This is a genomic window from Pseudomonas sp. AU11447 (assembly GCF_001672555.2).
Classification (GTDB): Bacteria; Pseudomonadota; Gammaproteobacteria; order Pseudomonadales; family Pseudomonadaceae; genus Pseudomonas; species Pseudomonas nitroreducens.
Genome location: NZ_LZDG02000021.1, coordinates 16,567 through 40,806 on the forward strand (window position 1 = coordinate 16,567; position 24,240 = coordinate 40,806).

22 protein-coding genes are annotated in these 24,240 nt (G+C 64.2%); 10 read left to right on the forward strand and 12 right to left on the reverse strand.

Annotated features, from left to right (window positions below; all coding sequences use genetic code 11):
• Window positions 1-284 precede the first annotated feature (284 nt).
• Together typA and thiI are read right to left on the reverse strand one after the other, a co-directional pair.
• Window positions 285-2,105, reverse strand: a complete 1,821-nt coding sequence (gene typA, locus A6723_RS05180) for a translational GTPase TypA (protein WP_045215809.1) — start codon at window positions 2,103-2,105, stop codon at window positions 285-287.
• 170 nt (window positions 2,106-2,275) lie between these two features.
• Window positions 2,276-3,730 carry a tRNA uracil 4-sulfurtransferase ThiI gene (gene thiI, locus A6723_RS05185; protein WP_054910503.1) on the reverse strand — a complete coding sequence of 485 codons (1,455 nt, stop codon included), beginning with the start codon at window positions 3,728-3,730 and terminating at the stop codon, window positions 2,276-2,278.
• 332 nt (window positions 3,731-4,062) lie between these two features.
• On the opposite strand from thiI, the gene glnA reads away from it, so the two are divergent.
• The gene (gene glnA / locus A6723_RS05190; RefSeq protein ID WP_017517179.1) at window positions 4,063-5,472 is read left to right on the forward strand and encodes a glutamate--ammonia ligase; all 1,410 of its coding nucleotides are present in this window, start codon (window positions 4,063-4,065) and stop codon (window positions 5,470-5,472) included.
• 168 nt (window positions 5,473-5,640) lie between these two features.
• Here the strand turns inward: glnA and A6723_RS05195 are convergent, their stop codons facing one another.
• A complete protein-coding gene (locus A6723_RS05195) occupies window positions 5,641-7,848 on the reverse strand; it encodes a mechanosensitive ion channel family protein (RefSeq protein ID WP_054910502.1) in 2,208 nt (735 codons plus the stop codon).
• A gap of 194 nt (window positions 7,849-8,042) precedes the next feature.
• On the opposite strand from A6723_RS05195, the gene A6723_RS05200 reads away from it, so the two are divergent.
• The 4 genes from A6723_RS05200 to ntrC all read left to right on the forward strand — a co-directional run bounded on the left by A6723_RS05200 (window position 8,043) and on the right by ntrC (window position 11,868).
• Complete coding sequence (locus A6723_RS05200; RefSeq protein WP_054910501.1) at window positions 8,043-8,570, forward strand: DUF4124 domain-containing protein; 528 nt, start codon at window positions 8,043-8,045, stop codon at window positions 8,568-8,570.
• A gap of 2 nt (window positions 8,571-8,572) precedes the next feature.
• Window positions 8,573-9,151, forward strand: coding sequence for a DUF4124 domain-containing protein (locus A6723_RS05205; protein WP_054910500.1), 579 nt, complete (start codon window positions 8,573-8,575; stop codon window positions 9,149-9,151).
• A 207-nt stretch (window positions 9,152-9,358) separates the two neighbouring features.
• Window positions 9,359-10,435 carry a nitrogen regulation protein NR(II) gene (gene glnL / locus A6723_RS05210; RefSeq protein ID WP_024766655.1) on the forward strand — a complete coding sequence of 359 codons (1,077 nt, stop codon included), beginning with the start codon at window positions 9,359-9,361 and terminating at the stop codon, window positions 10,433-10,435.
• A 2-nt stretch (window positions 10,436-10,437) separates the two neighbouring features.
• Complete coding sequence (gene ntrC, locus A6723_RS05215) at window positions 10,438-11,868, forward strand: two-component system response regulator NtrC (protein WP_024766654.1); 1,431 nt, start codon at window positions 10,438-10,440, stop codon at window positions 11,866-11,868.
• Between the two features lie 386 nt (window positions 11,869-12,254).
• On the opposite strand, the gene trmL is transcribed toward ntrC, so the two are convergent.
• Window positions 12,255-12,716, reverse strand: a complete 462-nt coding sequence (gene trmL, locus A6723_RS05220; RefSeq protein WP_054910499.1) for a tRNA (uridine(34)/cytosine(34)/5-carboxymethylaminomethyluridine(34)-2'-O)-methyltransferase TrmL — start codon at window positions 12,714-12,716, stop codon at window positions 12,255-12,257.
• Here trmL and A6723_RS05225 point away from each other — a divergent pair.
• Entirely contained in the window at window positions 12,715-13,167 is a 453-nt protein-coding gene (locus A6723_RS05225) for a hypothetical protein (RefSeq protein ID WP_054910498.1), read from the forward strand. The two genes, trmL and A6723_RS05225, sit on opposite strands and share 2 nt — an antisense overlap.
• Before the next feature lie 792 nt (window positions 13,168-13,959).
• Here the strand turns inward: A6723_RS05225 and secB are convergent.
• Genes secB through A6723_RS05240 form a run of 3 tightly spaced genes read right to left on the reverse strand, consistent with a single transcriptional unit; the run spans window position 13,960 to window position 15,158 of the window.
• The gene (gene secB, locus A6723_RS05230) at window positions 13,960-14,442 is read right to left on the reverse strand and encodes a protein-export chaperone SecB (protein WP_054910497.1); all 483 of its coding nucleotides are present in this window, start codon (window positions 14,440-14,442) and stop codon (window positions 13,960-13,962) included.
• Between the two features lie 37 nt (window positions 14,443-14,479).
• Window positions 14,480-14,734 (reverse strand): glutaredoxin 3, encoded by a 255-nt coding sequence (gene grxC, locus A6723_RS05235; protein WP_024762249.1) that lies wholly within the window; start codon window positions 14,732-14,734, stop codon window positions 14,480-14,482.
• A gap of 1 nt (window position 14,735) precedes the next feature.
• A complete protein-coding gene (locus A6723_RS05240; protein ID WP_024762248.1) occupies window positions 14,736-15,158 on the reverse strand; it encodes a rhodanese-like domain-containing protein in 423 nt (140 codons plus the stop codon).
• A gap of 145 nt (window positions 15,159-15,303) precedes the next feature.
• Between A6723_RS05240 and gpmI the strand changes: the two genes are divergently transcribed.
• The 4 genes from gpmI to A6723_RS05260 all read left to right on the forward strand — a co-directional run bounded on the left by gpmI (window position 15,304) and on the right by A6723_RS05260 (window position 20,391).
• Window positions 15,304-16,839 (forward strand): 2,3-bisphosphoglycerate-independent phosphoglycerate mutase, encoded by a 1,536-nt coding sequence (gene gpmI, locus A6723_RS05245; RefSeq protein ID WP_054910496.1) that lies wholly within the window; start codon window positions 15,304-15,306, stop codon window positions 16,837-16,839.
• Between the two features lie 138 nt (window positions 16,840-16,977).
• Window positions 16,978-18,267, forward strand: a complete 1,290-nt coding sequence (locus tag A6723_RS05250) for a murein hydrolase activator EnvC (protein ID WP_054910495.1) — start codon at window positions 16,978-16,980, stop codon at window positions 18,265-18,267.
• Window positions 18,268-18,294: 27 nt separating this feature from the next.
• Entirely contained in the window at window positions 18,295-19,605 is a 1,311-nt protein-coding gene (locus A6723_RS05255; RefSeq protein ID WP_054910494.1) for a S41 family peptidase, read from the forward strand.
• Between the two features lie 3 nt (window positions 19,606-19,608).
• Window positions 19,609-20,391, forward strand: a complete 783-nt coding sequence (locus tag A6723_RS05260; RefSeq protein ID WP_082450845.1) for a divergent polysaccharide deacetylase family protein — start codon at window positions 19,609-19,611, stop codon at window positions 20,389-20,391.
• A 116-nt stretch (window positions 20,392-20,507) separates the two neighbouring features.
• Here A6723_RS05260 and A6723_RS05265 read toward each other — a convergent pair whose 3' ends face one another.
• The 5 genes from A6723_RS05265 to hisA form a co-directional block, all read right to left on the reverse strand.
• On the reverse strand, window positions 20,508-21,263 hold the full coding sequence (locus tag A6723_RS05265) for an ABC transporter substrate-binding protein (protein ID WP_054910504.1): 756 nt from the start codon (window positions 21,261-21,263) through the stop codon (window positions 20,508-20,510).
• 152 nt (window positions 21,264-21,415) lie between these two features.
• Window positions 21,416-22,171 (reverse strand): ABC transporter substrate-binding protein, encoded by a 756-nt coding sequence (locus A6723_RS05270; protein ID WP_139092906.1) that lies wholly within the window; start codon window positions 22,169-22,171, stop codon window positions 21,416-21,418.
• Window positions 22,172-22,402: 231 nt separating this feature from the next.
• Window positions 22,403-23,173 (reverse strand): imidazole glycerol phosphate synthase subunit HisF, encoded by a 771-nt coding sequence (gene hisF / locus A6723_RS05275; RefSeq protein ID WP_054910492.1) that lies wholly within the window; start codon window positions 23,171-23,173, stop codon window positions 22,403-22,405.
• Between the two features lie 20 nt (window positions 23,174-23,193).
• Window positions 23,194-23,490, reverse strand: coding sequence for a chorismate mutase (locus A6723_RS05280; protein WP_054910491.1), 297 nt, complete (start codon window positions 23,488-23,490; stop codon window positions 23,194-23,196).
• A 7-nt stretch (window positions 23,491-23,497) separates the two neighbouring features.
• The gene (gene hisA, locus A6723_RS05285; RefSeq protein WP_054910490.1) at window positions 23,498-24,235 is read right to left on the reverse strand and encodes a 1-(5-phosphoribosyl)-5-[(5-phosphoribosylamino)methylideneamino]imidazole-4-carboxamide isomerase; all 738 of its coding nucleotides are present in this window, start codon (window positions 24,233-24,235) and stop codon (window positions 23,498-23,500) included.
• Window positions 24,236-24,240 lie beyond the last annotated feature (5 nt).

Sequence of the window (24,240 nt, forward strand, 5' to 3'; positions counted from 1 at the left end):
GAGTATATCGGCCCGGCTCCCTGGCCTGCGTCCACGATCTCACAGCTTCGAATGATCAGACGTCGGAACGTGTCGTTCGGCCACGCTCCGTGAAAAAGTCAGAAATTTCCTAAAAGGTGACACTTAGCTGTAGGAGCGAGCTTGCTCGCGAACCGCCCAGCTCCGGCGTTACCGGGTAACTCGTTCGCGAGCAAGCTCGCTCCTACAAAGAACAAACCTCCAGCGCGGAAGACGGGCAAAAAAAAGCCGGGCATAAGCCCGGCTTTCTCGTACTGCTGGTCGACTTAGACCTTGGCGCGCTCGTAGCGCTTGCGGTCGTTCTCGTTCAGCATCTTCTTACGCAGACGGATCGACTTCGGCGTCACTTCCACCAGCTCGTCATCGGCGATGAATTCCAGCGCCTGCTCCAGGGTGAAGCGGATCGGCGGAACCAGGGCGATGACTTCGTCCTTGCCCGAAGCGCGCATGTTGTCGAGCTTCTTGCCTTTGGTGGGGTTGATCACCAGGTCGTTGTCACGGCTGTTGATGCCGGCCAGCTGGCCTTCGTAGATCTCGTCGCCTGGGCCGAGGAACAGCTTGCCGCGGCTCTGCAGGGTTTCCAGCGAGTAGGTCAGCGCGGTGCCGGTGGCCATGGAGACCAGTACGCCGTTCTGACGGTTGGTCACTTCGCCGGCCTTGATCGGGCCGTAGTGGCTGAAGGTCGAGGTCAGGATGCCGGTGCCCGAGGTCAGGGTCAGGAAGTTGTTACGGAAGCCGATCAGGCCACGCGCCGGGATGGTGTATTCCAGGCGCACACGGCCCTTGCCGTCGGGGATCATGTTGGTCAGATCGCCCTTGCGCAGGCCCATCTGTTCCATCACCGAGCCCTGGTGCTGCTCTTCGATGTCGATGGTGACGTTCTCGTAAGGCTCCTGCTTCTCGCCTTCGGCGGTCTCGATGATGACCACTTCCGGACGGCCTACGGCCAGCTCGAAGCCTTCACGGCGCATGGTTTCGATCAGTACCGAGAGGTGCAGTTCGCCACGGCCGGAGACCTTGAACTTCTCCGGGGAGTCGCCTTGCTCGACGCGCAGGGCCACGTTGTGCAGCAGTTCCTTGTCCAGACGGTCCTTGATGTTGCGGCTGGTGACGAACTTGCCTTCCTTGCCGGCGAACGGCGAGTCGTTGACCTGGAAGGTCATGCTCACGGTCGGCTGGTCGACGGTCAGCGGCGGGCGCGCTTCGACGTTCTGCGGGTCGCACAGGGTGTCGGAGATGAACAGCTCGTCCATGCCCGAGACGCAGACGATGTCACCGGCTTCGGCTTCAGCGACTTCGATGCGCTGCAGGCCCGAGTGGCCCATGATCTTCAGGATACGGCCGTTGCGCTTGGTGCCGTCGTCGCTGATGGCCACGACCGGGGTGTTGGTCTTGACCTTGCCGCGGGCGATACGGCCGATGCCGATCACGCCGAGGAAGCTGTTGTAGTCCAGCTGGGAGATCTGCATCTGGAACGGGCCGTCGACGTCGACTTTCGGCGCCGGGACGTGGTCGATGATCGCCTGGAACAGCGCGTCCATGTTGTCGTCCATCTTCTCGTGGTCCATGCCGGCGATGCCGTTCAGGGCACTGGCGTAGACGATCGGGAAGTCCAGCTGCTCGTCGGTGGCGCCGAGGTTGTCGAACAGGTCGAAGATCTGGTCGATGACCCAGTCAGGACGCGCGCCCGGACGGTCGATCTTGTTCACCACGACGATCGGACGCAGGCCGGCCTTGAAGGCCTTCTGGGTCACGAAACGGGTCTGCGGCATGGGGCCGTCCTGGGCGTCGACCACCAGCAGTACAGAGTCGACCATCGACATCACGCGCTCAACCTCGCCACCGAAGTCGGCGTGGCCGGGGGTGTCGACGATGTTGATGCTGTAGTCGTTCCATTTCAGCGCGGTGTTCTTCGCCAGAATGGTGATGCCACGCTCTTTTTCCTGGTCGTTGGAGTCCATCACGCGCTCGTTCTCCGCTTCTTTGCGGTCGAGGGTGCCGGACAGGCGCAGGAGCTTGTCTACGAGGGTGGTCTTGCCATGGTCGACGTGGGCGATGATGGCGATGTTGCGCAGTTTTTCGATCACAGTGTCAGTCTCGATAGTGAATCTTCGGCTGCCGATTTCGGCAGCGGGGGCCGGGCCGTGGCGCGGCGGTGCAAATGGTCAGGGCGTGAGCTTACGCACCCAATGTGTCGGGAGGTCGGTGGCGGATGCTGCCGCCGAACAGTCCGGGCTGGCGGCGTTGGTCCGCGCCTTTATTGCGGACGGTAAACACGCACATTGGTGTGCCCTTCGTTGACCAGGTGGTGGGCGTGCAGACGACTCATCACGCCCTTGTCGCAATACAGGAGGTACTGGCGATTGGGGTCCAGTTCCTTGAATTTGCTGTTGATCGCGTAGAACGGCATCGGCAGTACTTCGATGCCCTCGATGGCCAGCGGTTCATCTTCCTGGGCGTCCGGGTGGCGGATGTCCACGACGATCTGCCCGGCCAGCACTTCATCGACCATTTCCACCGCCAGGTCCTTGCCCAGTTCGTCGATCACGCGGTCGACGGTCATCTGGGTGGAGCGCTCCAGGGCGCGGTCGAGCACGGCCATGTCGAACTTGGTTTCTTCGTAGTCGACTCGGTGCGGCTTGGCCTGGGTGGTCGGGTTCACCGAGATCACGCCGCAATATTCTGGCATGTGCTTGGCGAACTCGGCGGTGCCGATCTTCGTCGCGGTGTCGATGATGTCCTGCTTGTGGCTGACGATCAGCGGGCGCAGGACCAGGGTATCGGTCACCCGGTCGATCACAGAGAGGTTCGGCAGGGTCTGGCTGGAAACCTGGGAAATCGCCTCGCCGGTCACCAGCGCGTCGATCTCCAGGCGCTCGGCCACTCGGCTGGCGGCGCGCAGCATCATGCGCTTCAAGGTCACGCCCATGTAGCTGTCGTCGACCTTGGTGAGAATCTCACCGACCACTTCCTCGAAGGGCACGCTGACGAACAGCACGCGCTGGGAGCTGCCGTACTTCTTCCACAGGTAGTGCGCGACTTCCATCACGCCCAGTTCGTGGGCGCGGCCGCCGAGGTTGAAGAACACGAAGTGGCTGATCATGCCGCGGCGCATCATCTGGTAGGCCGCCACGGTGGAGTCGAAGCCACCGGACATCAGCACCAGCACCTGCTCCAGCGCACCCAGCGGGTAGCCGCCGAGGCCATCGTGCTGGGCATGGATGACATAGAGGCGGTCATGGCGGATTTCCACGCGCACTTCCACTTCCGGGTTCTTCAGCGATACGCCCGCCGCGCCACAGTGCTGGCGCAGGCCACCGCCGACATAGCGCTCGACGTCGATGGAGGTGAACGGATGCTTGCCAGCGCGCTTGCAGCGCATGGAGAAGACTTTGCCCGGCAACTTGTCGCCGAAATGGGCCTTGCACTTCTCGAGGATGTCGTCGAAATCGCCCAGCGGGTATTCGTGCACTTCCAGGAAGTGGCCGATGCCCGGCGTGCAGGTCAGGCGCTCGATCATCTCGCGCAGGACCTTGGGGTCAGTGACCCTGGTCTCGACCTCGAGGTTGTCCCACTCGCCTTCGACCAGCAGCTCGGGGTCGAGGTCGCGGAGCACCGTGCGAATGTTCTTCGCCAGCTGGCGGATGAAGCGCTTGCGCACCGGCCGGCTCTTGATGGTGATTTCCTGGAAGACCTTGACGATGAGTTTCATGCGAGTCGGGCGATTGCCATGGGACTGAAAAAAAGGGGCGGAATTATATCCGAAATTGCTCAAGACTTGAGCAGAAATCGGAGACTTTCTTTTCCGCGCACCAAAATGGACGAACGCACCACGATACGGCACCAAAACGGTGCACAATTATCACGCAATTCTCTGCAATACCCGCCACAGCCCGTGATTTCAGGGCTTCTGCCCATTTACGGGCACTGGCACGCAACTTGCTCTCTTGTGAGGCAGGTTGCCCTGGCGGAGTATTCCGGCCGGCATCACCCGATACTGGGGCACGAAAAAGCTCCCAGCTCTAATCCCTCCTGGAGGACAGCATGTCGTACAAGTCGCAACAACTGATCAAAGATCATGACGTGAAGTGGGTTGACCTGCGCTTCACCGATACCAAAGGCAAGCAGCAGCACGTCACCATGCCCGCCCGCGACGCGCTGGACGACGAGTTCTTCGAAGCCGGCAAGATGTTCGATGGTTCCTCCATCGAAGGCTGGAAGGGCATCGAAGCCTCCGACATGATCCTGCTCCCGGACGACAGCACCGCCGTGCTCGACCCGTTCACCGAAGAGCCGACCCTGATCATCGTTTGCGACATCATCGAGCCGAGCACCATGCAAGGCTACGAGCGCGACCCGCGCAACATCGCCAAGCGCGCCGAGGAATACCTGAAGTCCACCGGTATCGGTGACACCGTATTCGTCGGCCCGGAGCCGGAGTTCTTCATCTTCGACGAAGTGAAGTTCAAGTCCGACATCTCCGGCTCGATGTTCAAGATCTTCTCCGAGCAGGCTTCCTGGAACACCGACGCCGACATCGAGACCGGCAACAAGGGTCACCGTCCGGGCGTCAAAGGCGGCTACTTCCCGGTACCGCCGGTCGACCACGACCACGAAATCCGTACCGCCATGTGCAACGCCCTGGAAGAAATGGGCCTGGTCGTGGAAGTCCACCACCACGAAGTGGCCACCGCTGGCCAGAACGAGATCGGTGTGAAGTTCAACACCCTCGTTGCCAAGGCTGACGAAGTCCAGACCCTGAAGTACTGCGTGCACAACGTTGCCGACGCCTACGGCAAGACCGTGACCTTCATGCCGAAGCCGCTGTACGGCGACAACGGCTCGGGCATGCACGTGCACATGTCCATCTCCAAGGATGGCAAGAACACCTTCGCTGGCGAAGGCTATGCCGGCCTGTCCGATACCGCCCTGTACTTCATCGGCGGCATCATCAAGCACGGTAAAGCCCTGAACGGCTTCACCAACCCGGCCACCAACTCCTACAAGCGTCTGGTTCCTGGCTTCGAAGCCCCGGTCATGCTGGCCTACTCGGCCCGTAACCGTTCCGCCTCGATCCGTATCCCGTACGTTTCCAGCCCGAAAGCCCGCCGCATCGAAGCGCGCTTCCCGGACCCGGCTGCCAACCCCTACCTGTGCTTCGCCGCTCTGCTGATGGCCGGCCTGGACGGCATCCAGAACAAGATTCACCCCGGCGATGCCGCCGACAAGAACCTGTACGACCTGCCGCCGGAAGAGGCGAAGGAAATCCCGCAGGTTTGCGGCAGCCTGAAAGAGGCGCTGGAAGAGCTCGATAAGGGCCGTGCGTTCCTGACCAAGGGCGGCGTGTTCACCGACGAGTTCATCGATGCCTACATCGAGCTGAAGTCGGAAGAAGAAATCAAGGTGCGCACCTTCGTGCACCCGCTGGAATACGACCTGTACTACAGCGTCTGATCCACGAATACCTATAAATAGCGACAGCATTAAGGCCTCCTTCGGGAGGCCTTTTTTATGCCTGCAGAAAAACGCCGCAGCTCATCTCCGCAGGAGCGAGCCTGCTCGCGAACCGCTTGGCACTGACCTGATCGCGAGCAGGCTCGCTCCTGCAACGGGAGGCCGGGATCAGATACCGCCGTCCCCCGGCACGCCCTGTTCCTCATCGTCCTCGCGGCGCGATTTGCGCATGCGCGAAAGCTGCACGTTCAGGCGCGGCATGGAGAGCTCCAGCCCGGCCTTGTCGAGCTTCTGCCGCAAGCGCAGGTTGAACGCGCGCTGTACTTCCCACTGGCGGATCGGCGCGGTCTTGAAGCGGAAGCGCAGGATCGCCTGGCCGGCATCGAAGCTCTCGATACCCTGGATTTCCAGTGGCGACCAGATGGCGCGGTTGATGGTGCGGTCGGTGCGCAGCTCGCCGGAGACCTCCTTGACCAGCGCCAGCGCGTCGTCGATCGGCATGCTCGCCGGCACCGGCCAGCGGAACATGGCGTAGCCGAACTGGCGCGAGTAGTTCTTGATGCTCTTGATCTCGCTGAACGGGATGGTGTGCACCACGCCGTCCAGGTCGCGCAGGCGCACGGTGCGGATGGTCAGGCCCTCCACCGTGCCGAGGTGGCCGCCGACGTCGACGTAGTCGTCGATGGACAGCGAATCCTCGATGATGATGAACAGGCCGGTGATCAGATCCGCCACCAGCGATTGCGCGCCGAAACCGATGGCCAGGCCGATCACACCGGCACCGGCGAGCAGCGGCGTGACGTTCATGCCCATGTTGGCCAGGGCGACGATCAGGGCGATCACCGCGATGGTCACGAACAGTACGTTGCGGATCAGCGGCAGCATGGTCAGGGCGCGGGCATTGGCGCTCTTCTTGCCGCCCAGTCCGAGGCTGTGCTGCACGGCGGTGTCCGTGAGGATCCAGACCAGCCAGGCGACCAGCAGGGTGGTGCCGAAGCTGAACAGCTTGAGGCTGATCTGCGAGCCGTCGCCCTCGGCGAAGCGGATCAGCGACATGCCCCAGACGCGCAGGCCGATCTCCAGGAAGAACAGCAGGCTGGCGATGTGCAGCAGGGTGTAGCCGAAGCTCTGCAATTGCTCGATGTAGGGCGCATGGCGACGCGCACCGCGCCGGGCAGAGCGCTGGTGCGCGCGACGGATCAGGCCGTTGACGGTCATCGCCACCACCGCCACGACGGCGCAGACCAGGGCCCGGCGCAGTGCGTAGCTGCTGTCGCCGGCAGTAACGATGGTGGCGAACAGCGAAATGCCCACCAGCACCAACACCGGCAGGAACCAGATCGAGCCGATCAGCTCGACCAGGTCGCTCAGGCCGCGGCGCTTGAGGCGGCGCTCCAGTGGCTGGTTGCGGATCAGGTGTGCGATGGGGCGGCGGAACTGCAAGACGAACAGCGCGGTGAGCAGCGCCGCGCAGATATTCGCCACCGAACCGACGAACAGCGAGATGTTCATGCCCAGGCTCTCGATGACGCGCGGGTCGTGCATCACCTCGCCCAGCGCGGCGAGGCTGCCGATCAGCCAGAGCGGGCGGAAGGCGCGGCGCCGCAGGATATCCAGCGCACGCATGCGGTGCGGGCCGCTGAGCAGCGACAGGGAGATCACGCACAGGGCGGAGAACAGCGTGCCGCACACCAGGGTGTACGCGATCACCATCGCCACCAGCTTGCCGAGCGAGCTGGGCAGCACAACCGACAGGTAGACGGTAATCAGGAAGGCGACCAGCCAGGGGCCCAGCTTGCGCAAGGCGAACAGCAGCAGATCGCGGGTCTTGGGATGCTGCGGCAGCTCGCCTTCCAGGCCGAAGCGCTTGCGCATGCGCCCGGCAATCCAGCGCAGGCCGAGGGCGACGCAGGCCCAGATGAGGATGACCAGGGCAAAATCGAGGATCATTCCCGGCCATTCCGCCAGCGACGGCGTGCGCACTTCCAGCTCGTAACCCGCGCCCTGGAACAGCTCGGCCCAGCGCACCATCGGGCTGTTGGCGCCTTCGAACTGCTTCTCCAGGCTGCCCAGGGTATCGCCGATCAGGCCGAGCACGCCGCCCTGCTCCTCCGCACCCTTCTGCGTCGCATCGCGCAGTTGCTTGAGTTTCTTCAGCAGGTCACCGCGCTGCTGGTCGTTCTCCAGGGTCTTGATCACCTGGTTCAGCGACTGCTCCAACTGGGCATCACTGACCTTGGTCTCGCCACCGCCCGTCACCCCGGCCAGCGGCCCGGGAAGCGCCGCCAGCGCGGGCCCGGCGACGGACAAGCCGAGGCCCAGGCAGCACAGCAGCAGCCACTGACGAAGCAGGTAACGAATCGAAATCACAGGCACACCCCACACCGATGGAAAATGACGCTCGCCCGCATCATACAGACGCCGGCGCCAGGCTCGGACCCGTCCCGCGCGGGAAAGGTCCTTCGACGAGCAGCAGCGCACAACGCGCGGCGCCCTGCTGAAAGACAATAGGCAACTTGCCAGCCGCCGTCGGCGGTGCAAGGCTTGGCACGACCATCCGGAGATTCTTCATGCGCCTGATCCTTACCGCCCTGCTGCTCGCCGCCGCATTGCCAGCCAGCGCGCAGATCTACAAGTACACCGACGCCAACGGCAAGACGGTGTTCACCAACCAGCCGCCGACCAACGTCGACGCCAAGCCCGTGGAACTGCCACCGACCAACACCGTCGGCCCGCAGGCTCCCATCGTCCCCGTCGACGGCGGCGGCCAGAGCCAGGCGACCGGCGCCTACGCCATTCTCGCCCTGAGCAACCTGCCGGACGACGAATCGCTGCGCCAGAACAACGGCACCTTCATGGTGAACGTCGTGGTGCAGCCGGCCCTGGCGCCGGATCACCAATTGCAGCTGTTGCTCGACGGCCAGCCGTACGGCGCCCCGACCAGCAGCACCAGCATCGGCCTGCAGAACATCGACCGTGGCGACCACACCCTGGCAGTCCAGGTGCTGCAGGGCAGCCGGGTGATCCAGGCCAGCAGCCCGGTGAGCTTCACCCTGCAGCGCATCAGTACCAACAGCCCAGCGCGCAAGGGCAACTGACGATGCGTCACCTGGTAGTTTTCCTGTTCTCGGTGCTGTTCTGCCTCTCGGCCAGCGCCGAGGTCTACACCTACATCGACAAGGACGGCAACCGCGTCTTCACCGACCAGCCACCGCGCGGCAACGCACAGAAGCTGCAACTGGCGCCGACCAACTCCCAGCCCGGCTCGCCCAATGGCGTGCAGATGCCGCCGCCGCTCTACGCACCGGCCACTCCCGCGCTGCCGCCCGGCCCGCCGGCCTACCAGTTGCTGCGCATCATCGTGCCGGAGCCCGATGCCACCGTACGCGCCAATGACGGGGCTCTTATCGTTTCCGCCACCAGTGACCCGGCCCTGTTGCCCGGCCACCTCTACCGCCTGCTGCTGGACGGCAAGCCGGTCGGCGACCCTGGCCGCAGCCCGGTCTTCCCGCTGAACAACATCGATCGTGGCACTCACCAGCTGTCGGTGGAAATCATCGACACCCTCGGGCGCACCATCGAGCAGACGCCCAACCAGCCCTTCCACATGTTCCGCGTTTCCGTGGCCGACTCGCTCGACCTCGACCGCAGCCAACCGCTCAGCGCCGACCGTCGCTGACGGCGGCGTGCGATCTGCCACAAATGCACCATATCGGTGCATGTGCCTGCACCACTTTCTATACTCTCCCCATTTCGGGTCACTCCCGCTGAGCGGATTGGCCGCCTGCGCACCGCAAATCAGCGCGATGCCGCGAAATACGCGTCTTTTCAGGGCCTGGTTTGCTTCTTGCATTTTCCCGCACAGTCTTGGGACATCTCCTACGCCATGCCTACAGAAACCCAGCTCCGCCTGTTGCTCGACAACCTCACCACGGCGGTGATCCTGCTCAACGCCGAGCTGCGCCTGGAGTACATGAACCCGGCCGCGGAAATGCTGCTGGCAGTCAGTGGCCAGCGCAGCCATGGGCAATTCATCAGCGAGCTGTTCACCGAATCGCCCGAGGCGCTGCAGTCGCTGCGCCAGGCCGTGGAAGAGGCGCACCCCTTCACCAAGCGCGAAGCGACCCTGACCTCGCTGACCGGCCAGACCATCACCGTCGACTACGCGGTGACGCCGATCCTCGACCGTCGCGACACCCTGCTGCTACTCGAAGTCCACCCTCGCGACCGGCTGCTGCGGATCACCAAGGAAGAGGCGCAACTGTCCAAGCAGGAGACCACCAAGCTCCTGGTGCGCGGCCTGGCCCATGAGATCAAGAACCCGCTGGGTGGGATTCGTGGCGCGGCGCAGCTGCTTTCCCGGGAGCTGCCGGACGAATCGCTCAAGGACTACACCAACGTCATCATCGAGGAAGCCGACCGGCTGAGGAACCTGGTGGACCGCATGCTCGGCTCCAACAAGCTCCCGCAGCTCTCGGTGACCAACGTCCACGAAGTGCTGGAGCGCGTCTGCAGCCTCGTCGAAGCCGAAACCCAGGGCACCATTCCGCTGGTACGCGACTACGACCCGAGCATCCCGGACCTGCTGATCGACCGCGAGCAGATGATCCAGGCGGTGCTCAACATCGTGCGCAACGCCATGCAGGCGATCGCCGCGCAAAACGAACTCAAGCTGGGGCGCATCACCCTGCGCACCCGCACCCTGCGCCAGTTCACCATCGGCCACACGCGCCATCGCCTGGTGTGCAAGGTGGAGATCATCGACAACGGCCCGGGCATTCCGGCTGAACTGCAGGACACCATCTTCTATCCCATGGTCAGCGGCCGCGCCGACGGCACCGGCCTGGGCCTCGCCATCACCCAGAACATCATCAGCCAGCACCAGGGCTTGATCGAATGCGAGAGCCATCCCGGCCACACCGTGTTCAGTCTGTTCCTGCCCCTGGAACAAGGAGTCCATTGACCATGAGCCGATCAGAGACCGTCTGGATCGTCGACGACGACCGCTCCATCCGCTGGGTGCTGGAAAAAGCCCTGCAGCAGGAAGGCATGACCACCGTCAGCTTCGACAGCGCCGACAGCGTGATGAGCCGCCTGGGCCGGCAACAACCGGACGTGATCATCTCCGACATCCGCATGCCCGGTTCCAGCGGCCTGGATTTGCTGGCGCAGATCCGCGAGGTGCACCCGCGCCTGCCGGTGATCATCATGACTGCGCATTCGGACCTGGACAGCGCGGTGGCCTCCTACCAGGGCGGCGCCTTCGAATACCTGCCCAAGCCGTTCGACGTCGACGAGGCCGTCTCCCTGGTCAAGCGCGCCAACCAGCACGCCCAGGAGCAACAGGGCCTGGAAGCCCCGGCCAACCAGACACGCACCCCGGAAATCATCGGCGAGGCGCCGGCGATGCAGGAGGTGTTCCGTGCCATCGGTCGCCTCTCTCACTCCAACATCACCGTGCTGATCAACGGCGAGTCGGGTACCGGCAAGGAGCTGGTCGCCCACGCCCTGCACCGCCACAGCCCGCGCGCGGCTTCGCCGTTCATCGCGCTGAACATGGCGGCGATCCCCAAGGATCTGATGGAATCGGAACTGTTCGGCCACGAGAAAGGCGCCTTCACCGGCGCAGCCAACCAGCGCCGCGGCCGCTTCGAGCAGGCCGATGGCGGTTCGCTGTTCCTCGACGAGATCGGCGACATGCCGGCCGACACCCAGACCCGCCTGCTGCGCGTGCTGGCTGATGGCGAGTTCTACCGGGTAGGTGGCCACACCCCGGTGAAAGTGGACGTGCGAATCATCGCCGCCACTCACCAGAACCTGGAAAACCTGGTGCGCGAAGGCAAGTTCCGCGAGGACCTGTTCCACCGCCTGAACGTCATCCGGGTGCACATTCCGCGCCTGGCCGACCGCCGCGAGGACATCCCGGCACTCGCCCGGCACTTCCTTTCGCGCGCGGCGCAGGAGCTGGCGGTCGAGCCGAAGCTGCTCAAGCCGGAAACCGAGGAATACCTGAAGAACCTCGGCTGGCCGGGCAACGTGCGCCAGCTGGAAAACACCTGCCGCTGGATCACCGTCATGGCATCCGGCCGCGAGGTGCATATCGACGACCTGCCCCCGGAGCTGATGACCCAGCCACAAGACAGCGTGCCGGCCGCCAACTGGGAGCAGGCGTTGCGCCATTGGGCCGACCAGGCACTGGGACGCGGGCAGTCGAACCTGCTGGACACCGCCGTGCCGGCATTCGAGCGGATCATGATCGAGACCGCGCTCAAGCACACCGCCGGCCGCCGCCGCGACGCCGCCGTACTGCTGGGCTGGGGCCGCAATACCCTGACCCGCAAGATCAAGGAATTGGGCATGAAGATCGACGGCCCGGACGAGGACGGCGACGACTGACGTCGTTCCACTGAAAAGGGGCCGAAGGCCCCTTTTTCTTGTGTTGCTGCGCCAAACCCCGTAGCGCGGTGCCGGGCAGTCCGCTCCTGCGCAGTTGGCGAGCGCGCCATTGGCTGTCGGTGCGGGCCACGGCCGCCATCAACGCCCATTAAACCGGGTCACATCCCGGTAGCATTTACCCCCAGAACCTGTGGATAACACTGTGCACGGAACGGGGAAGGAACGTGCTACAGCCCAGAGCATGCGCGGTCTGGGGGTTTGCTCGGTTTCTGTGCAGGAATTTGCGGGTTGCCCACATCGGCTGTGCGCCTGCCTGTGGATAAGCTTGGGGCAAGCCGCTGCGCTTCACAGCCCACGCGGGTTTGCGCGGACCGTACAAAAAACGCTCAGTCCATGGCGAAGCCGTGTTGACGCCAGGCTTCATAGACGGTCACGGCAACGGTATTGGACAGGTTCAGGCTGCGGCAACCCGGACGCATCGGCAGGCGCACACGCTGCTCCGGCGGCAGCGCGTCACGCACTTCCTCGGGCAGCCCACGGCTTTCCGGGCCGAAGAGGAAAGCGTCGCCACGCTCGTAAGCCACTTCATGGAATGGCTGCGAACCCTTGGTGGTGAAGGCGAACAGGCGCGGACGGCCGAGCTGTTCCAGGCATTCCTCGAGGCTCGCGTAGCGCCGCACGCTGGCGTACTCGTGGTAATCCAGCCCGGCGCGACGCAGGCGCTTGTCGTCCAGCTCGAAGCCCAGCGGCTCGATCAGGTGCAGGCTTACGCCCGCGTTGGCGCACAGCCTGATAATGTTGCCGGTGTTGGGGGGAATTTCCGGTTGAAAAAGGATTACGTGGAACATGCAGCGCTCCGAGCCTGAGAACGGCGGGCATTCTACTCCCGCAAAGGAGCAAATGCGGCCCAGGCCCTGGCTGAAAGTGATGGTTTCGCTGTGTGTGCTGGGCCTGCTGCTGGGCCTGATGATAGGCCGCCTGGTCAATCCGCCGCACGAAGGGCCAACCCGGATCCTCGCCATAGAGCCTTCGCCCGATGGCCTGGTACTCACCCTGGACGCGCAGCCGGCCGTTCGCGCCGGCCACCAGGACGGCGCACTGGTGCTGCAGATCGAAGCCGTTGCCACGGCACAGCAGGGGCAACTGCGGATCGGTGATGCGCCGGTGCGCTGGAGACTGGAGCCGCAAGGGGAAGGGCTTTTGCTGACACTGCTGTCAACCCGGCGCCTGCAAGGCACCTGGGACAGCGCCGAAATCGAGGGCCGGTGGCGCCTGAGCATCAGCGCGCGGCCCGAATAAAAGCGGGGTGTTCCCGGCCTGCCTGGTCCGGGGCCCCGAAGTGGGAGGCGATGCCTTCGAGCGAAGGTTCGCGGGCATAAAAGAGGGGTTTCCCCGGCCTGCCTGTACCAGGACCCCTAACGGGTGCGCAGGGCGCCGTAGCACGCCTGCGGGCATAAAAAGGGGGCTTTCCCGGCCTGCCTGTACCAGGACCCCCGAACCGGCTGCGACGGCCGCCGCTTCGGGCTGCACGCTCGCTAGATGTAAAAGAGGGGTTCCCCAGCCTGCCTGTACCGAGGCCCCTGAAATCGCTGTTGTCAGGGGTATTGCAGAGGGCGTGCCAAAACCGGCTCAGGGCCTTGACGGCGAGCGGAGGCACGACACGAAAAGACCCTACAGGCCTTGCTGCATGAGGCTTTCAGCGATTTTTACCCGTTAACTGAAACGCGCTGACGGCAGCGCTCCCCAGGCATGTCGCGGCGCGCAGAGTGTCGCTGCACCTGCGCCCTGCTAGTGCGCATGCACCAAACTTGAACGCACTGCGCGGCATTCCCCTGCAGGAGCGAGCTTGCTTGCGAACAACCGTGACACCAGCGCCACCGGCAAAAGCGGTTCGCGAGCAAGCTCGCTCCTAGAAAAGAGCCCGCGCATTTACCCACAACAGGCTTGGGCAATTGCTGGAACAGTCTGTGGATAAACAGCTCAACGGCAGGCTGTGCGTGGCCTTCGCGTGGCTGTTCAAATTTTGTACAACCCAGATCGCAGGCAAAGAAAAAGGCGCCCGAAGGCGCCTTTCTCGTCTGGCGTCAGTGATTACTGAGCCGAGATCTCGCCGGAAGCCTGCATACGGGCGATTTCCTGCGCGTACAGCGCATCGAAGTTCACCGGGGACAGCATCAGCGCCGGGAACGAACCGCGGACAACCAGGCTGTCCAGGGTTTCGCGAGCGTACGGGAAGAGGATGTTCGGGCAGAAGGCGCCCAGGGTGTGGCTCATGCTGGAAGCGTCCAGGCCCTTGATCAGGAAGATGCCGGCCTGCTGCACTTCAGCGATGAAAGCGGTTTCCTCGTTGTTCTTCACGGTCACCGAAACAGTCAGGACCACTTCGTAGAAGTCGCCGTCCAGCTGCTTCTGACGGGTGTTCAGGTCCATCGAAATGGCCGGCTGCCACTCCTGGCGGAAGATTTCCGGAGCCTTGGGGGCTTCGAAGGAGAGGTCGCGTACGTAGATGCGCTGCAGCGAGAACTGCGGGTTGTTGTCTTGCTCGGCTGCGCCGTTGCTGGCTTGTTCAGTCATTTCGGGACCTTCTTGTGCATCGTTTCAGAATGAGGGATCACGCCGAGAGCAGCGTATCCAGCTTGCCCGCGCGTTCCAGCGCGTAAAGATCGTCGCAGCCGCCGATGTGGGTTCCGTCGATCCAGATCTGCGGCACCGAAGTGCGGCCCGCCTTGCTGGCCATCTCGGCGCGAACGCCAGGCTTGCCGTCCACGGAGATTTCCTCGTAGGCGACACCCTTCTTGTCCAGCAGGGCCTTGGCGCGGATGCAATAAGGGCACCACGCGCTGGTGTAGATCAAGGTCGACGGCATCTCACTTCACCAGGGGCAGGTTGTCGCCACGCCAGCTGCCGATACCGCCGGAAAGCTTGGCGGCGGTGTAGCCAGCCTTCTGCAGCACGCTGCACCAGGTGCCCGAGTGCTGCCCCATGCCGTCGACCACGATGATGGTCTTGGCCTTGTGTTTGTCCAGCTCGCTCATGCGGGCGTTCAGCTTGTCCGCCGGGATATTCAGGGCACCGACGATGTGACCGGTGGTGAACTCCTTGGTGGGACGGATATCCAGCACCACGGCCTGCTCGGCGTTGACCATGGCAGTCAGCTCGCGGGTGGACAGCGCGCGGCCGCCCTTGCGCATTTCGTGCAGGGCCAGCAGTACCAGCAGGATGACCAGGGCACCGACCAGCAGGTAGTGGTGGGTGGCGAATTCGATCAGACGAGGAAGAAACGAAGACATGCGCAGGACATCCAGACGTAAAAATGCCGGCCAGTATACACGCGCGTATCTGACGGCTGAACCCTAGGGATCATGGCGTCTGTCGGCACCAAAAGGTAAAATGTGTGTCCTTTTCTGACCCCTATTCTCGGAAAGAGCCGTAACTATGACTGCAACGCCCAAACCGCTGGTCCTGATCATTCTGGACGGCTTCGGCCATAGCGAGAGCCCGGAATACAACGCCATCTATGCCGCGAAGAAGCCCAACTGGGACCGCCTGCTGGCCAGCCAGCCCAACGGCCTGATCTCCGGCTCGGGCATGGACGTCGGCCTGCCCGACGGCCAGATGGGCAACTCCGAGGTCGGCCACATGAACCTGGGCGCAGGCCGTGTCGTCTACCAGGACTTCACCCGCGTCACCAAGGCGATCCGCGATGGCGAGTTCTTCCAGAACCCCGTGCTGACTGGCGCCGTGGACAAGGCAGCGAAAGCCGGCAAGGCCGTGCACATCCTCGGCCTGCTGTCCGATGGTGGCGTACACAGCCACCAGGACCACCTGATCGCCATGGCCGAGCTGGCCGCCCAGCGTGGCGCCGAGAAAATCTACCTGCACGCCTTCCTCGACGGTCGCGACACGCCGCCCAGAAGCGCCGAGCCGTCGCTGAAGCTGCTCGACGACGCCTTCGCCCGCATCGGCAAGGGCCGCACCGCCAGCATCATCGGCCGCTACTTCGCCATGGACCGCGACAATCGCTGGGACCGCGTCGAAGCCGCCTACAACCTGATCACCAACGGCACTGCCGAATTCACCGCCGAGACCGCCGTTGGCGCGCTGAACGCAGCCTACGAGCGCGGTGAGAGCGACGAATTCGTCAAGGCCACCCGCATCGGCGCGCAGGTGCGCGTGGAAGATGGCGACGCCGTGGTCTTCATGAACTTCCGCGCCGACCGTGCCCGCGAGCTGTCGCGCGCCTTCGTCGAGCCGGGCTTCAAGGAATTCCCGCGCCAGCGCGAGCTGCACCTGGCCGAATACGTGATGCTGACCCAGTACGCGGCGAGCATTCCGGCACCCAGCGCGTTCAAGCCCGAATCCCTGGACAACGTCCTGGGCGAATACCTGGCCAAAAACGGCAAGACCCAGCTGCGCATCGCCGAGACCGAGAAATACGCCCACGTGACCTTCTTCTTCTCCGGCGGCCGCGAAGAGCCGTTCGAAGGCGAAGAACGCATCCTCATCCCCTCGCCCAAGGTCGCCACCTATGACCTGCAGCCGGAAATGAGCGCGCCGGAGGTCACCGACAAGATCGTCGACGCCATCGAGAACCAGCGCTTCGACGTCATCATCGTCAACTACGCCAACGGCGACATGGTCGGCCACACCGGCGTGTTCGAGGCCGCAGTGAAAGCCGTTGAGTGCCTGGATACCTGCGTCGGTCGTATCGTCGAGGCTCTGGACAAGGTCGGCGGCGAAGCGCTGATCACCGCCGACCACGGCAACGTCGAGCAGATGGAAGACGCCATGACCGGCCAGGCGCATACCGCGCACACCTGCGAACCGGTGCCTTTCGTCTATGTCGGCAAGCGCAAGCTGAGCATCCGCGAGGGCGGCGTACTCGCCGACGTGGCCCCGACCCTGCTGAACCTGATGGGTCTGGAGCAGCCAAAAGAGATGACCGGGAAATCGATCGTCACCCTGCTTTAATGGGTATCGATCTGGCGGGAACGTGAGCCACCTCCCGTCGGTCAGAGCAAACGCCCCACGCCATGCGGCCTGGGGCGTTTTTTTTAATGCCCGCCACGGGCATACTAGGCCGTCCAGACTTCAGGTCCCCGCCGCCCAATGCCTCGCGCCCTCCTCCCGCTGCTGCTGATCTGCCTCCTGAGCCCGCTCCCGGCCGTTGCCGACGAACGCGCCGACGCCCAGCGTCAGCTGGAGCAGACGCAGAAAGACATCAACGAGCTGAAGAAAAACCTGAAGAACATCCAGGACGAGAAGTCCGGGGTGCAGAAGCAGCTCAAGTCCACCGAGACCCAGATGGGCGACCTGGAGAAGCAGATCAAGCAGATCCAGGACGAGATGAAGAAGAACGAGGAAGAGCTGCAGCGCCTCGATTCAGAGAAAAAAAAACTCCAGGGCGCACGCCTTGAGCAGCAGCGTCTGATCGCCATCCAGGCCCGCGCCGCCTACCAGAGCGGCCGCCAGGAATACCTGAAGCTGCTGCTGAACCAGGAGCATCCTGAGAAGTTCAGCCGCACCCTCACCTACTACGATTACATCAACAAGGCGCGCCTGGAGCAGCTCTCGGCCTTCAACGAGACCTTGCGCCAACTGAGCAACGTCGAGCAGGAAATCACCTCGCAGAAGGACGAGCAGGTCGCCCAGCAGAGCGCCCTGGAAGCCCGTCGCCAGGAACTGGCCGACGCCCGCAAGGCGCGCCAGGAGACCCTGGCCAAGCTCAACAGCGACCTCAAGGACGGCGGCAACAAGCTCAAGGACCGCGAGCAGAGCCAGGAAGACCTCAACAAGGTGCTCAAGACCATCGAGGAAACCCTCGCCCGCCAGGCCCGTGAAGCCGAGGAAGCGCGGCAGCGCGCCCTGGCCGCCGAGCGCGAGCGGGTCAAGCGCGAGCAGGAACTGGCGGCACGCGGCGAGAAGCCGGACACCCCCTCGAAGCGCCCCGATTACAGCGGCCCGCTGGTTTCCAGCGGCGCCGGTTTCGGCGGAGCCTTCGCCGCCACCAAGGGCCGGCTGCCCTGGCCGGTGGATGGCCGTGTCCTTGCGCGCTTCGGCAGCCCGCGTGGCGACGACCCCCGTGCCACCTGGGACGGCGTACTGATCGGCGCTTCTGCCGGCAGCACCGTGCGTGCCGTTCATGGCGGCCGCGTGGTGTTCGCCGACTGGCTGCGCGGCTCCGGCCTACTGGTGATTCTCGACCACGGTGGTGGCTACCTGAGCCTTTATGGGCATAATCAAAGTCTTCTGAAGGACGCCGGCGATACCGTCAAAGCGGGCGATCCCATTGCAACCGTGGGAGCCAGCGGGGGTCAGAGTACCCCGGCGGTGTATTTTGCCATTCGCCATCAGGGCCGCCCGGCGGACCCTTCGACCTGGTGTCGCACGCAAGGATAAGCGGCGATCACGCATTAGGAGCCAAACATGTCGCAAGCTTTCCGTCTTACTACCCTGGCCCTGGCCTTGCTGCTCGGCGTCGGTGCGGTCCAGGCCGCCGACGCGCCAGCCGCATCTGCTGCGGCCAACGGCAAGGAGGCTCCGCTGCCGCTCGATGAGCTGCGCACCTTTGCCGAGGTCCTCGACCGGGTGAAGGCGGCCTATGTGGAACCGGTGGACGACAAGACGCTGCTGGAGAATGCCATCAAGGGCATGCTCAGCAACCTCGACCCGCACTCGGCGTACCTCGGCCCGGAAGAGTTCGCCGAGCTGCAGGAAAGCACCAGCGGCGAATTCGGTGGCCTAGGCATTGAGGTCGGCAGCGAGGATGGCTTCGTCAAGGTGATCTCGCCGATCGACGACACCCCCGCCGCCAACGCCGGCATCCAGCCGGGCGACCTGATCGTCAAGATCGACGGCAAGCCGACCAAGGGCCAGTCGATGAACGAGGCGGTGGACAGCATGCGCGGCAAGGCCGGCTCGCCGATCACCCTGACCATCGTGCGTGGCGGCGGMAAGCCGTTCGACGTCACCCTCAAGCGCGCCATCATCAAGGTGAAGAGCGTGAAGAGCCAGATGCTCGAACCGGGCTATGGCTACCTGCGCATCACCCAGTTCCAGGTCAACACCGGCGAGGAGACCGTCAAGGCGCTGTCCAAGCTGCGCAACGACAACAAGGGCAAGCTCAAGGGCGTGATCCTGGATCTGCGCAACAACCCTGGCGGCGTGCTGCAGTCGGCGGTGGAAGTGGCGGACGCCTTCCTCACCAAGGGGCTGATCGTCTACACCAAGGGCCGCATCCCCAACTCCGAGCTGCGCTTCTCCGCCGATCCGGCCGACCCGAGCGACGGTGTGCCGCTGGTGGTACTGATCAACGGCGGCAGCGCCTCGGCGGCAGAAATCGTCGCCGGCGCTCTGCAGGACCAGAAGCGCGGCATCCTCATGGGCACCGACAGCTTCGGCAAGGGCTCGGTGCAGACCGTGCTGCCGCTGAACAACGACCGCGCCCTGAAGCTCACCACCGCGCTGTACTACACCCCCAATGGCCGCTCCATCCAGGCCCAGGGCATCACCCCGGACATCGAGGTGGAACGCGCCAAGGTGACCCGCGAGAAGAGCGAATTCGACGGGTTCAAGGAAGCCGACCTGCAGGGTCACCTGGCCAACGGCAATGGCGGCCAGGATCGTCCGACCGCCTCCGGCAAGCCGCCGGAGGATCGCCCGCAGGATGGCGACTACCAGCTCAGCCAAGCCCTCAGCCTGCTGAAAGGACTCAGCGTCAGCCGCGGCAACAACTGACCGATGCGCCCGGCCCGGCTGCTGTTCGGCCTGTGCCTGGGTGCGCTGCTGTGCCTGCCGGTGGCCGCCGCGCCCCGGCCGGACGGCAGCAAGCCGCTGGTCAGCATCGTCATCGACGACCTCGGGCAGAACCTGGCGCGCGACCGCCAGGTGCTCGACATCTCCCCTGCCATTGCCCTGGCCATCATCCCGGACACGCCCCACGCCGCCGAGCTTGCGCGCGAGGCGCACCAGCGCGGGCGCACGGTAATGCTGCACATGCCGATGGACCCGGCCGGCGGTGACTTCGCCTGGAGCCCTGAGCTGACCCAGGACGAAAGAGCCCGGCGTCTGGACGCCGCGCTGGCGAAAGTCCCTTATGTGCAAGGCCTGAACAACCACGAAGGCAGCCGCATGACGGCCGACCGCCCGGCCATGGCCTGGCTGGCGGCGGAGCTGCAGCGCCGCCACCTGTTCCTGCTCGACAGCCGTACCAGCGCCGCCACCGTGGCCGCCGCCGAGGCGCAGAAGATCGGCCTTGCCAGCCTCTCGCGGGATGTATTCCTCGATGACGACCCCAGCGAAGCCGCGGTGATGGAGCAGATGCAGCGCGGCCTGCAACTGGCGCGCAAGCAGGGAACCGTGGTGATGATCGGGCACCCGAAGCCGGCGACCCTGGCGGTGCTCAAGCGTGTTTTGCCGACGCTGAAGGCCCAGGGTTTCGAGCTGGTGAAACCGCCGTTGATGATCGCCGAGCGCGGCAACCGCGCCATGGCGGGGCATGGGCGGGATGGGATTTACCGATAGATGTAGCCTGGATCGGCTTTCTATAGGAGCGAGCTTGCTCGCGAAAAGCGCCCGGCACTGAAATCCGCGGAAGCTGGGTTCGCGAGCAAGCTCGCTCCTACAACGATAAGCCGACCTTACAGGTAGTTATTGGTCGCCTGCTCGATGAAGCCATCGGCGCGCATCTCGTCCAGCGCCTTCTGCAGCTTGGCCACCACCTCGTCCGGCGTGTCCTTGTTGATCGCCAGGTACAACTGTGCCTCGTTGAAACGCAGCACGGTCTGCAGGCCGGATACGCCCTCCTGCTTGGCCAGGTAGCGGCCCACCGGATCGGTGGTGGCCCAGAGGTCGATTTCGCCGGTGGTCAGCTTCTTCACGTTTTCCTGGTCGCGCAGCGCGTTGAGCACCGGGATGCCCTGGCTCTCCAGGTTCTGGCTGACGGCGTCGTTCTTGTAGGCACCGAGCTTGTACTTGGCGGCGTCCTTGAGGTCCTTCACCTTGATCGAACTGCCCGGCGGCGCCAGCAGCACCCAGTGGGTCTTGGCGATCGGCCCGACCCACTTGAACAGCGGCACGCGCTCGGGCGTATAGGTGGTGGAGAACAGCCCGTAGTCGGGCTTGTCGAGGGCCAGCTTGTACAGGCGATCCCAGGGGAAACGCAGGCTCAGGCTGTACTGGATGCCGGCGCGCTTGAACATCTCGCGAACGATATCGGCGCTGATGCCGTCGATACCGTCATCACGGGCGAAGTTCTTGTCGTCCACCGCCATGTTGAACGGCGGGAAGTTCTCGGTGAGCAGCACCATCTTGTAATCGGCGGGCAACTCGGCGCGGGCCGTGGCGGCCCCCAGCAACAGACCCAGGGTCAGGGTCTTGATCAGGACTTTCAGCATGGTCATACCGCTCGCTTGGTTATCGTTATTGGGCTTGCGGCATCCCTGCAGAGGGGACGGAATACTTCGCTCGTCTGCCTTCCGTGGCAAAACCGGCGCCGAGGGATGTCGGCGCCAAACACGAAGGCCGGCGAGTGGCCGGCCTTCGGGTGTCACAGGTAACTGTTGAGCACGTCGTCGACGAAGCCTTCGGCGCGCATCTTGTCCAGCGCCGCCTGCAGCTTCTGCACCACGGCATCCGGGGTCTCGCGGTTCAGCGCGAGGAACAGCTGGTCGCTGTTGAAGCGCAGTACGGTCTTCAGGCCGGTGACACCAGCCTGCTTGGCCAGGTAGCGCCCCGCCGGGTCACCGCTGGCCCACAGGTCGATCTGGCCGTCGCGCAGCTTGGCGGCGTTCTCCTGGTCACGCAGCGCCAGCACCGGCTCGAAGCCGTGCTCGCTCAGGTACTGGGCCATGGCGTCGCCCTTGTAGGCACCGACGCGGTATTTCTTCGCTTCGTCCAGATTGTTCAGGCTGATCGGGCTGTCGGCCTTGGCCAGCAGCACCCAGTCGTCCGGACCGATCGGGCCGACCCACTTGAACTGGCTTTCGCGCTCGGGCAGGCGGGCGGTGACGAACACGCCGTAGCCGGGCTTCTCCAGCGCCAGCTTGTAGATGCGGTCCCAGGGGAAGCGCAGGGTCAGGCTGTACTGCACACCGGCGCGCTTGAACATCTCCTTGACGATATCCACGGCGATGCCGTCGATGCTGTCTTCCTGGGCGAAGTTCTTGCCGTTGATGGCCATGTTGTAAGGGGGGAAGTTCTCGGTGAGCAGCACCACGCTGTAATCCGAAGAATCCGTTTCGGCCCTTGCCGCACCGGCCAGAAGCAGGCCGCAGCCTAGCCATGCGAGCAGAATGCGCTTCAGCATCGAGATATTTCCTGCGTATGACATTTCTGAGAAGGCGCAGAGCTTACTCGGAGAATTGACGCCAATAAACCCTATGAATATGGCAATGGGACATAGATACGCCATTACCTTGACTGAAGCCTTCGGCTAGCAAGCTTCGTGCGCAGGAAGGGGATGCGGCCACCGGACGCAGGAGAGAAAGGCTCGCGATAGAGCCATCGGGCCGGGAGAACCCCGGCCCGGAAGGGATCAGCGCACGACGATACCGCGGCTGGCCAGGTAGGCCTTGGCCTCCGGCACGCTGTACTCGCCGAAGTGGAAGATGCTCGCCGCCAGAACCGCGTCGGCCTTGCCTTCGATGATGCCGGCGGCCAGGTGCTCCAGGTTACCGACGCCGCCGGAAGCGATCACCGGAACGCCCACAGCCTCACTGATGGCGCGGGTCACGCCCAGGTCGTAGCCGCTCTTGACGCCGTCCTGATCCATGCTGGTCAGCAGGATTTCACCGGCGCCCAGGCCTTCCATCTTCTTCGCCCACTCCACTGCATCCAGCCCGGTAGGCTTGCGGCCGCCGTGAGTGAAGATTTCCCAGCGCGGGGTTTCGCCGGGGGCCGACACTTTCTTGGCGTCGATGGCGACCACAATGCACTGCGAGCCGAAGCGCGCGGCGGCTTCGCCGACGAACTCCGGGGTGAATACCGCGGCGGTGTTGATCGAGACCTTGTCCGCACCGGCATTGAGCAGGTTGCGGATGTCCTGCACCGTCCTGACGCCGCCGCCCACGGTCAGCGGGATGAACACCTGGCTGGCCATGCGCTCGACGGTGTGCAGGGTGGTGTCGCGGCCATCGACGCTGGCGGTGATGTCGAGGAAGGTGATCTCGTCCGCGCCCTGCTCGTCGTAGCGGCGGGCGATCTCCACCGGGTCACCGGCGTCGCGGATGTTCTCGAACCTGACGCCCTTCACCACGCGGCCGTTGTCCACGTCGAGGCAGGGAATGATGCGTTTAGCCAGTGCCATGTTTCTCTCCGGGTTCTTCGTCAGGCGGGCGGGTTGAGACTGGCGTGTTCGGCCAGCTCTGCCTGGATGAATGCCGCGATCATTGCGCGATAGACCTGCTCGACCACCTCGACCGGAGCGCCGGATTCCCGCGCAAGGGCGGTAACCTTGGCGATGACCTGCTCCACCCGCTGAGGGGCGCGCACAGCGTCGCTGTCCTTCTTGAAACGCGCGGCCTGTCGCACGTAACCGCCGCGCTCGGCCAGCAGCTGCACGATGCGCTGATCAAGTGAATCAATCTGTTCGCGCACCTGCTCGATGGAATCGCACTCGATCATGGTCGCTTCAGCCTTTGAAGCTGTCGCACAGCGCCTGTGCTTCGGCGACGTCCAGGGTGCCTTCGTAGATCGCGCGGCCGGTGATGGCGCCGACGATGCCCGGGGTGCGGGCGTCCAGCAGCTTCTGGATGTCACCCAGGTTGTGGATGCCGCCCGAAGCGATCACCGGGATGCGCGTGGCGTTGGCCAGGGCAGCGGTGGCTTCGACGTTGCAGCCCTGCATCATGCCGTCCTTCGCGATGTCGGTGTAGACGATCGCCGAGACGCCATCGGCCTCGAAACGCTTGGCCAGGTCGATGACCTGTACCGAGCTCACTTCAGCCCAGCCATCGGTGGCGACGAAGCCGTCTTTCGCGTCGAGGCCAACGATGACCTTGCCCGGGAATGCCTTGCAGGCTTCGGCGACAAATTCCGGCTGCTTCACTGCCTTGGTGCCGATGATCACGTAGCTGACGCCGGCGCGGACGTAGTGCTCGATGGTTTCCAGCGAACGGATGCCGCCGCCGATCTGAATCGGCAGGTTCGGGTAGCGCTTGGCGATGGCGGTGACCACTTCACCGTTGACCGGCTTGCCTTCGAAGGCGCCGTTCAGGTCCACCAGGTGCAGACGACGGCATCCGCCCTCCACCCACTTGGCGGCCATGGATACCGGGTCGTCGGAGAAGACGGTGGCGTCTTCCATCAGGCCCTGGCGCAGGCGCACGCAGGCGCCGTCTTTCAGATCGATTGCGGGGATGATCAGCATGGGTT

Coding starts and splice junctions, on each gene's coding strand:
- thiI (WP_054910503.1), bottom strand. CDS start 3,730: ATGAAACTCATCGTCAAGGTCTTCCAGGAAATCACCATCAAGAGCCGG.
- glnA (WP_017517179.1), top strand. CDS start 4,063: ATGTCGTACAAGTCGCAACAACTGATCAAAGATCATGACGTGAAGTGG.
- A6723_RS05200 (WP_054910501.1), top strand. CDS start 8,043: ATGCGCCTGATCCTTACCGCCCTGCTGCTCGCCGCCGCATTGCCAGCC.
- A6723_RS05205 (WP_054910500.1), top strand. CDS start 8,573: ATGCGTCACCTGGTAGTTTTCCTGTTCTCGGTGCTGTTCTGCCTCTCG.
- glnL (WP_024766655.1), top strand. CDS start 9,359: ATGCCTACAGAAACCCAGCTCCGCCTGTTGCTCGACAACCTCACCACG.
- ntrC (WP_024766654.1), top strand. CDS start 10,438: ATGAGCCGATCAGAGACCGTCTGGATCGTCGACGACGACCGCTCCATC.
- A6723_RS05225 (WP_054910498.1), top strand. CDS start 12,715: ATGCAGCGCTCCGAGCCTGAGAACGGCGGGCATTCTACTCCCGCAAAG.
- trmL (WP_054910499.1), bottom strand. CDS start 12,716: ATGTTCCACGTAATCCTTTTTCAACCGGAAATTCCCCCCAACACCGGC.
- secB (WP_054910497.1), bottom strand. CDS start 14,442: ATGACTGAACAAGCCAGCAACGGCGCAGCCGAGCAAGACAACAACCCG.
- grxC (WP_024762249.1), bottom strand. CDS start 14,734: ATGCCGTCGACCTTGATCTACACCAGCGCGTGGTGCCCTTATTGCATC.
- A6723_RS05240 (WP_024762248.1), bottom strand. CDS start 15,158: ATGTCTTCGTTTCTTCCTCGTCTGATCGAATTCGCCACCCACCACTAC.
- gpmI (WP_054910496.1), top strand. CDS start 15,304: ATGACTGCAACGCCCAAACCGCTGGTCCTGATCATTCTGGACGGCTTC.
- A6723_RS05250 (WP_054910495.1), top strand. CDS start 16,978: ATGCCTCGCGCCCTCCTCCCGCTGCTGCTGATCTGCCTCCTGAGCCCG.
- A6723_RS05260 (WP_082450845.1), top strand. CDS start 19,609: ATGCGCCCGGCCCGGCTGCTGTTCGGCCTGTGCCTGGGTGCGCTGCTG.
- A6723_RS05265 (WP_054910504.1), bottom strand. CDS start 21,263: ATGCTGAAAGTCCTGATCAAGACCCTGACCCTGGGTCTGTTGCTGGGG.
- hisF (WP_054910492.1), bottom strand. CDS start 23,173: ATGGCACTGGCTAAACGCATCATTCCCTGCCTCGACGTGGACAACGGC.
- A6723_RS05280 (WP_054910491.1), bottom strand. CDS start 23,490: ATGATCGAGTGCGATTCCATCGAGCAGGTGCGCGAACAGATTGATTCA.
- hisA (WP_054910490.1), bottom strand. CDS start 24,235: ATGCTGATCATCCCCGCAATCGATCTGAAAGACGGCGCCTGCGTGCGC.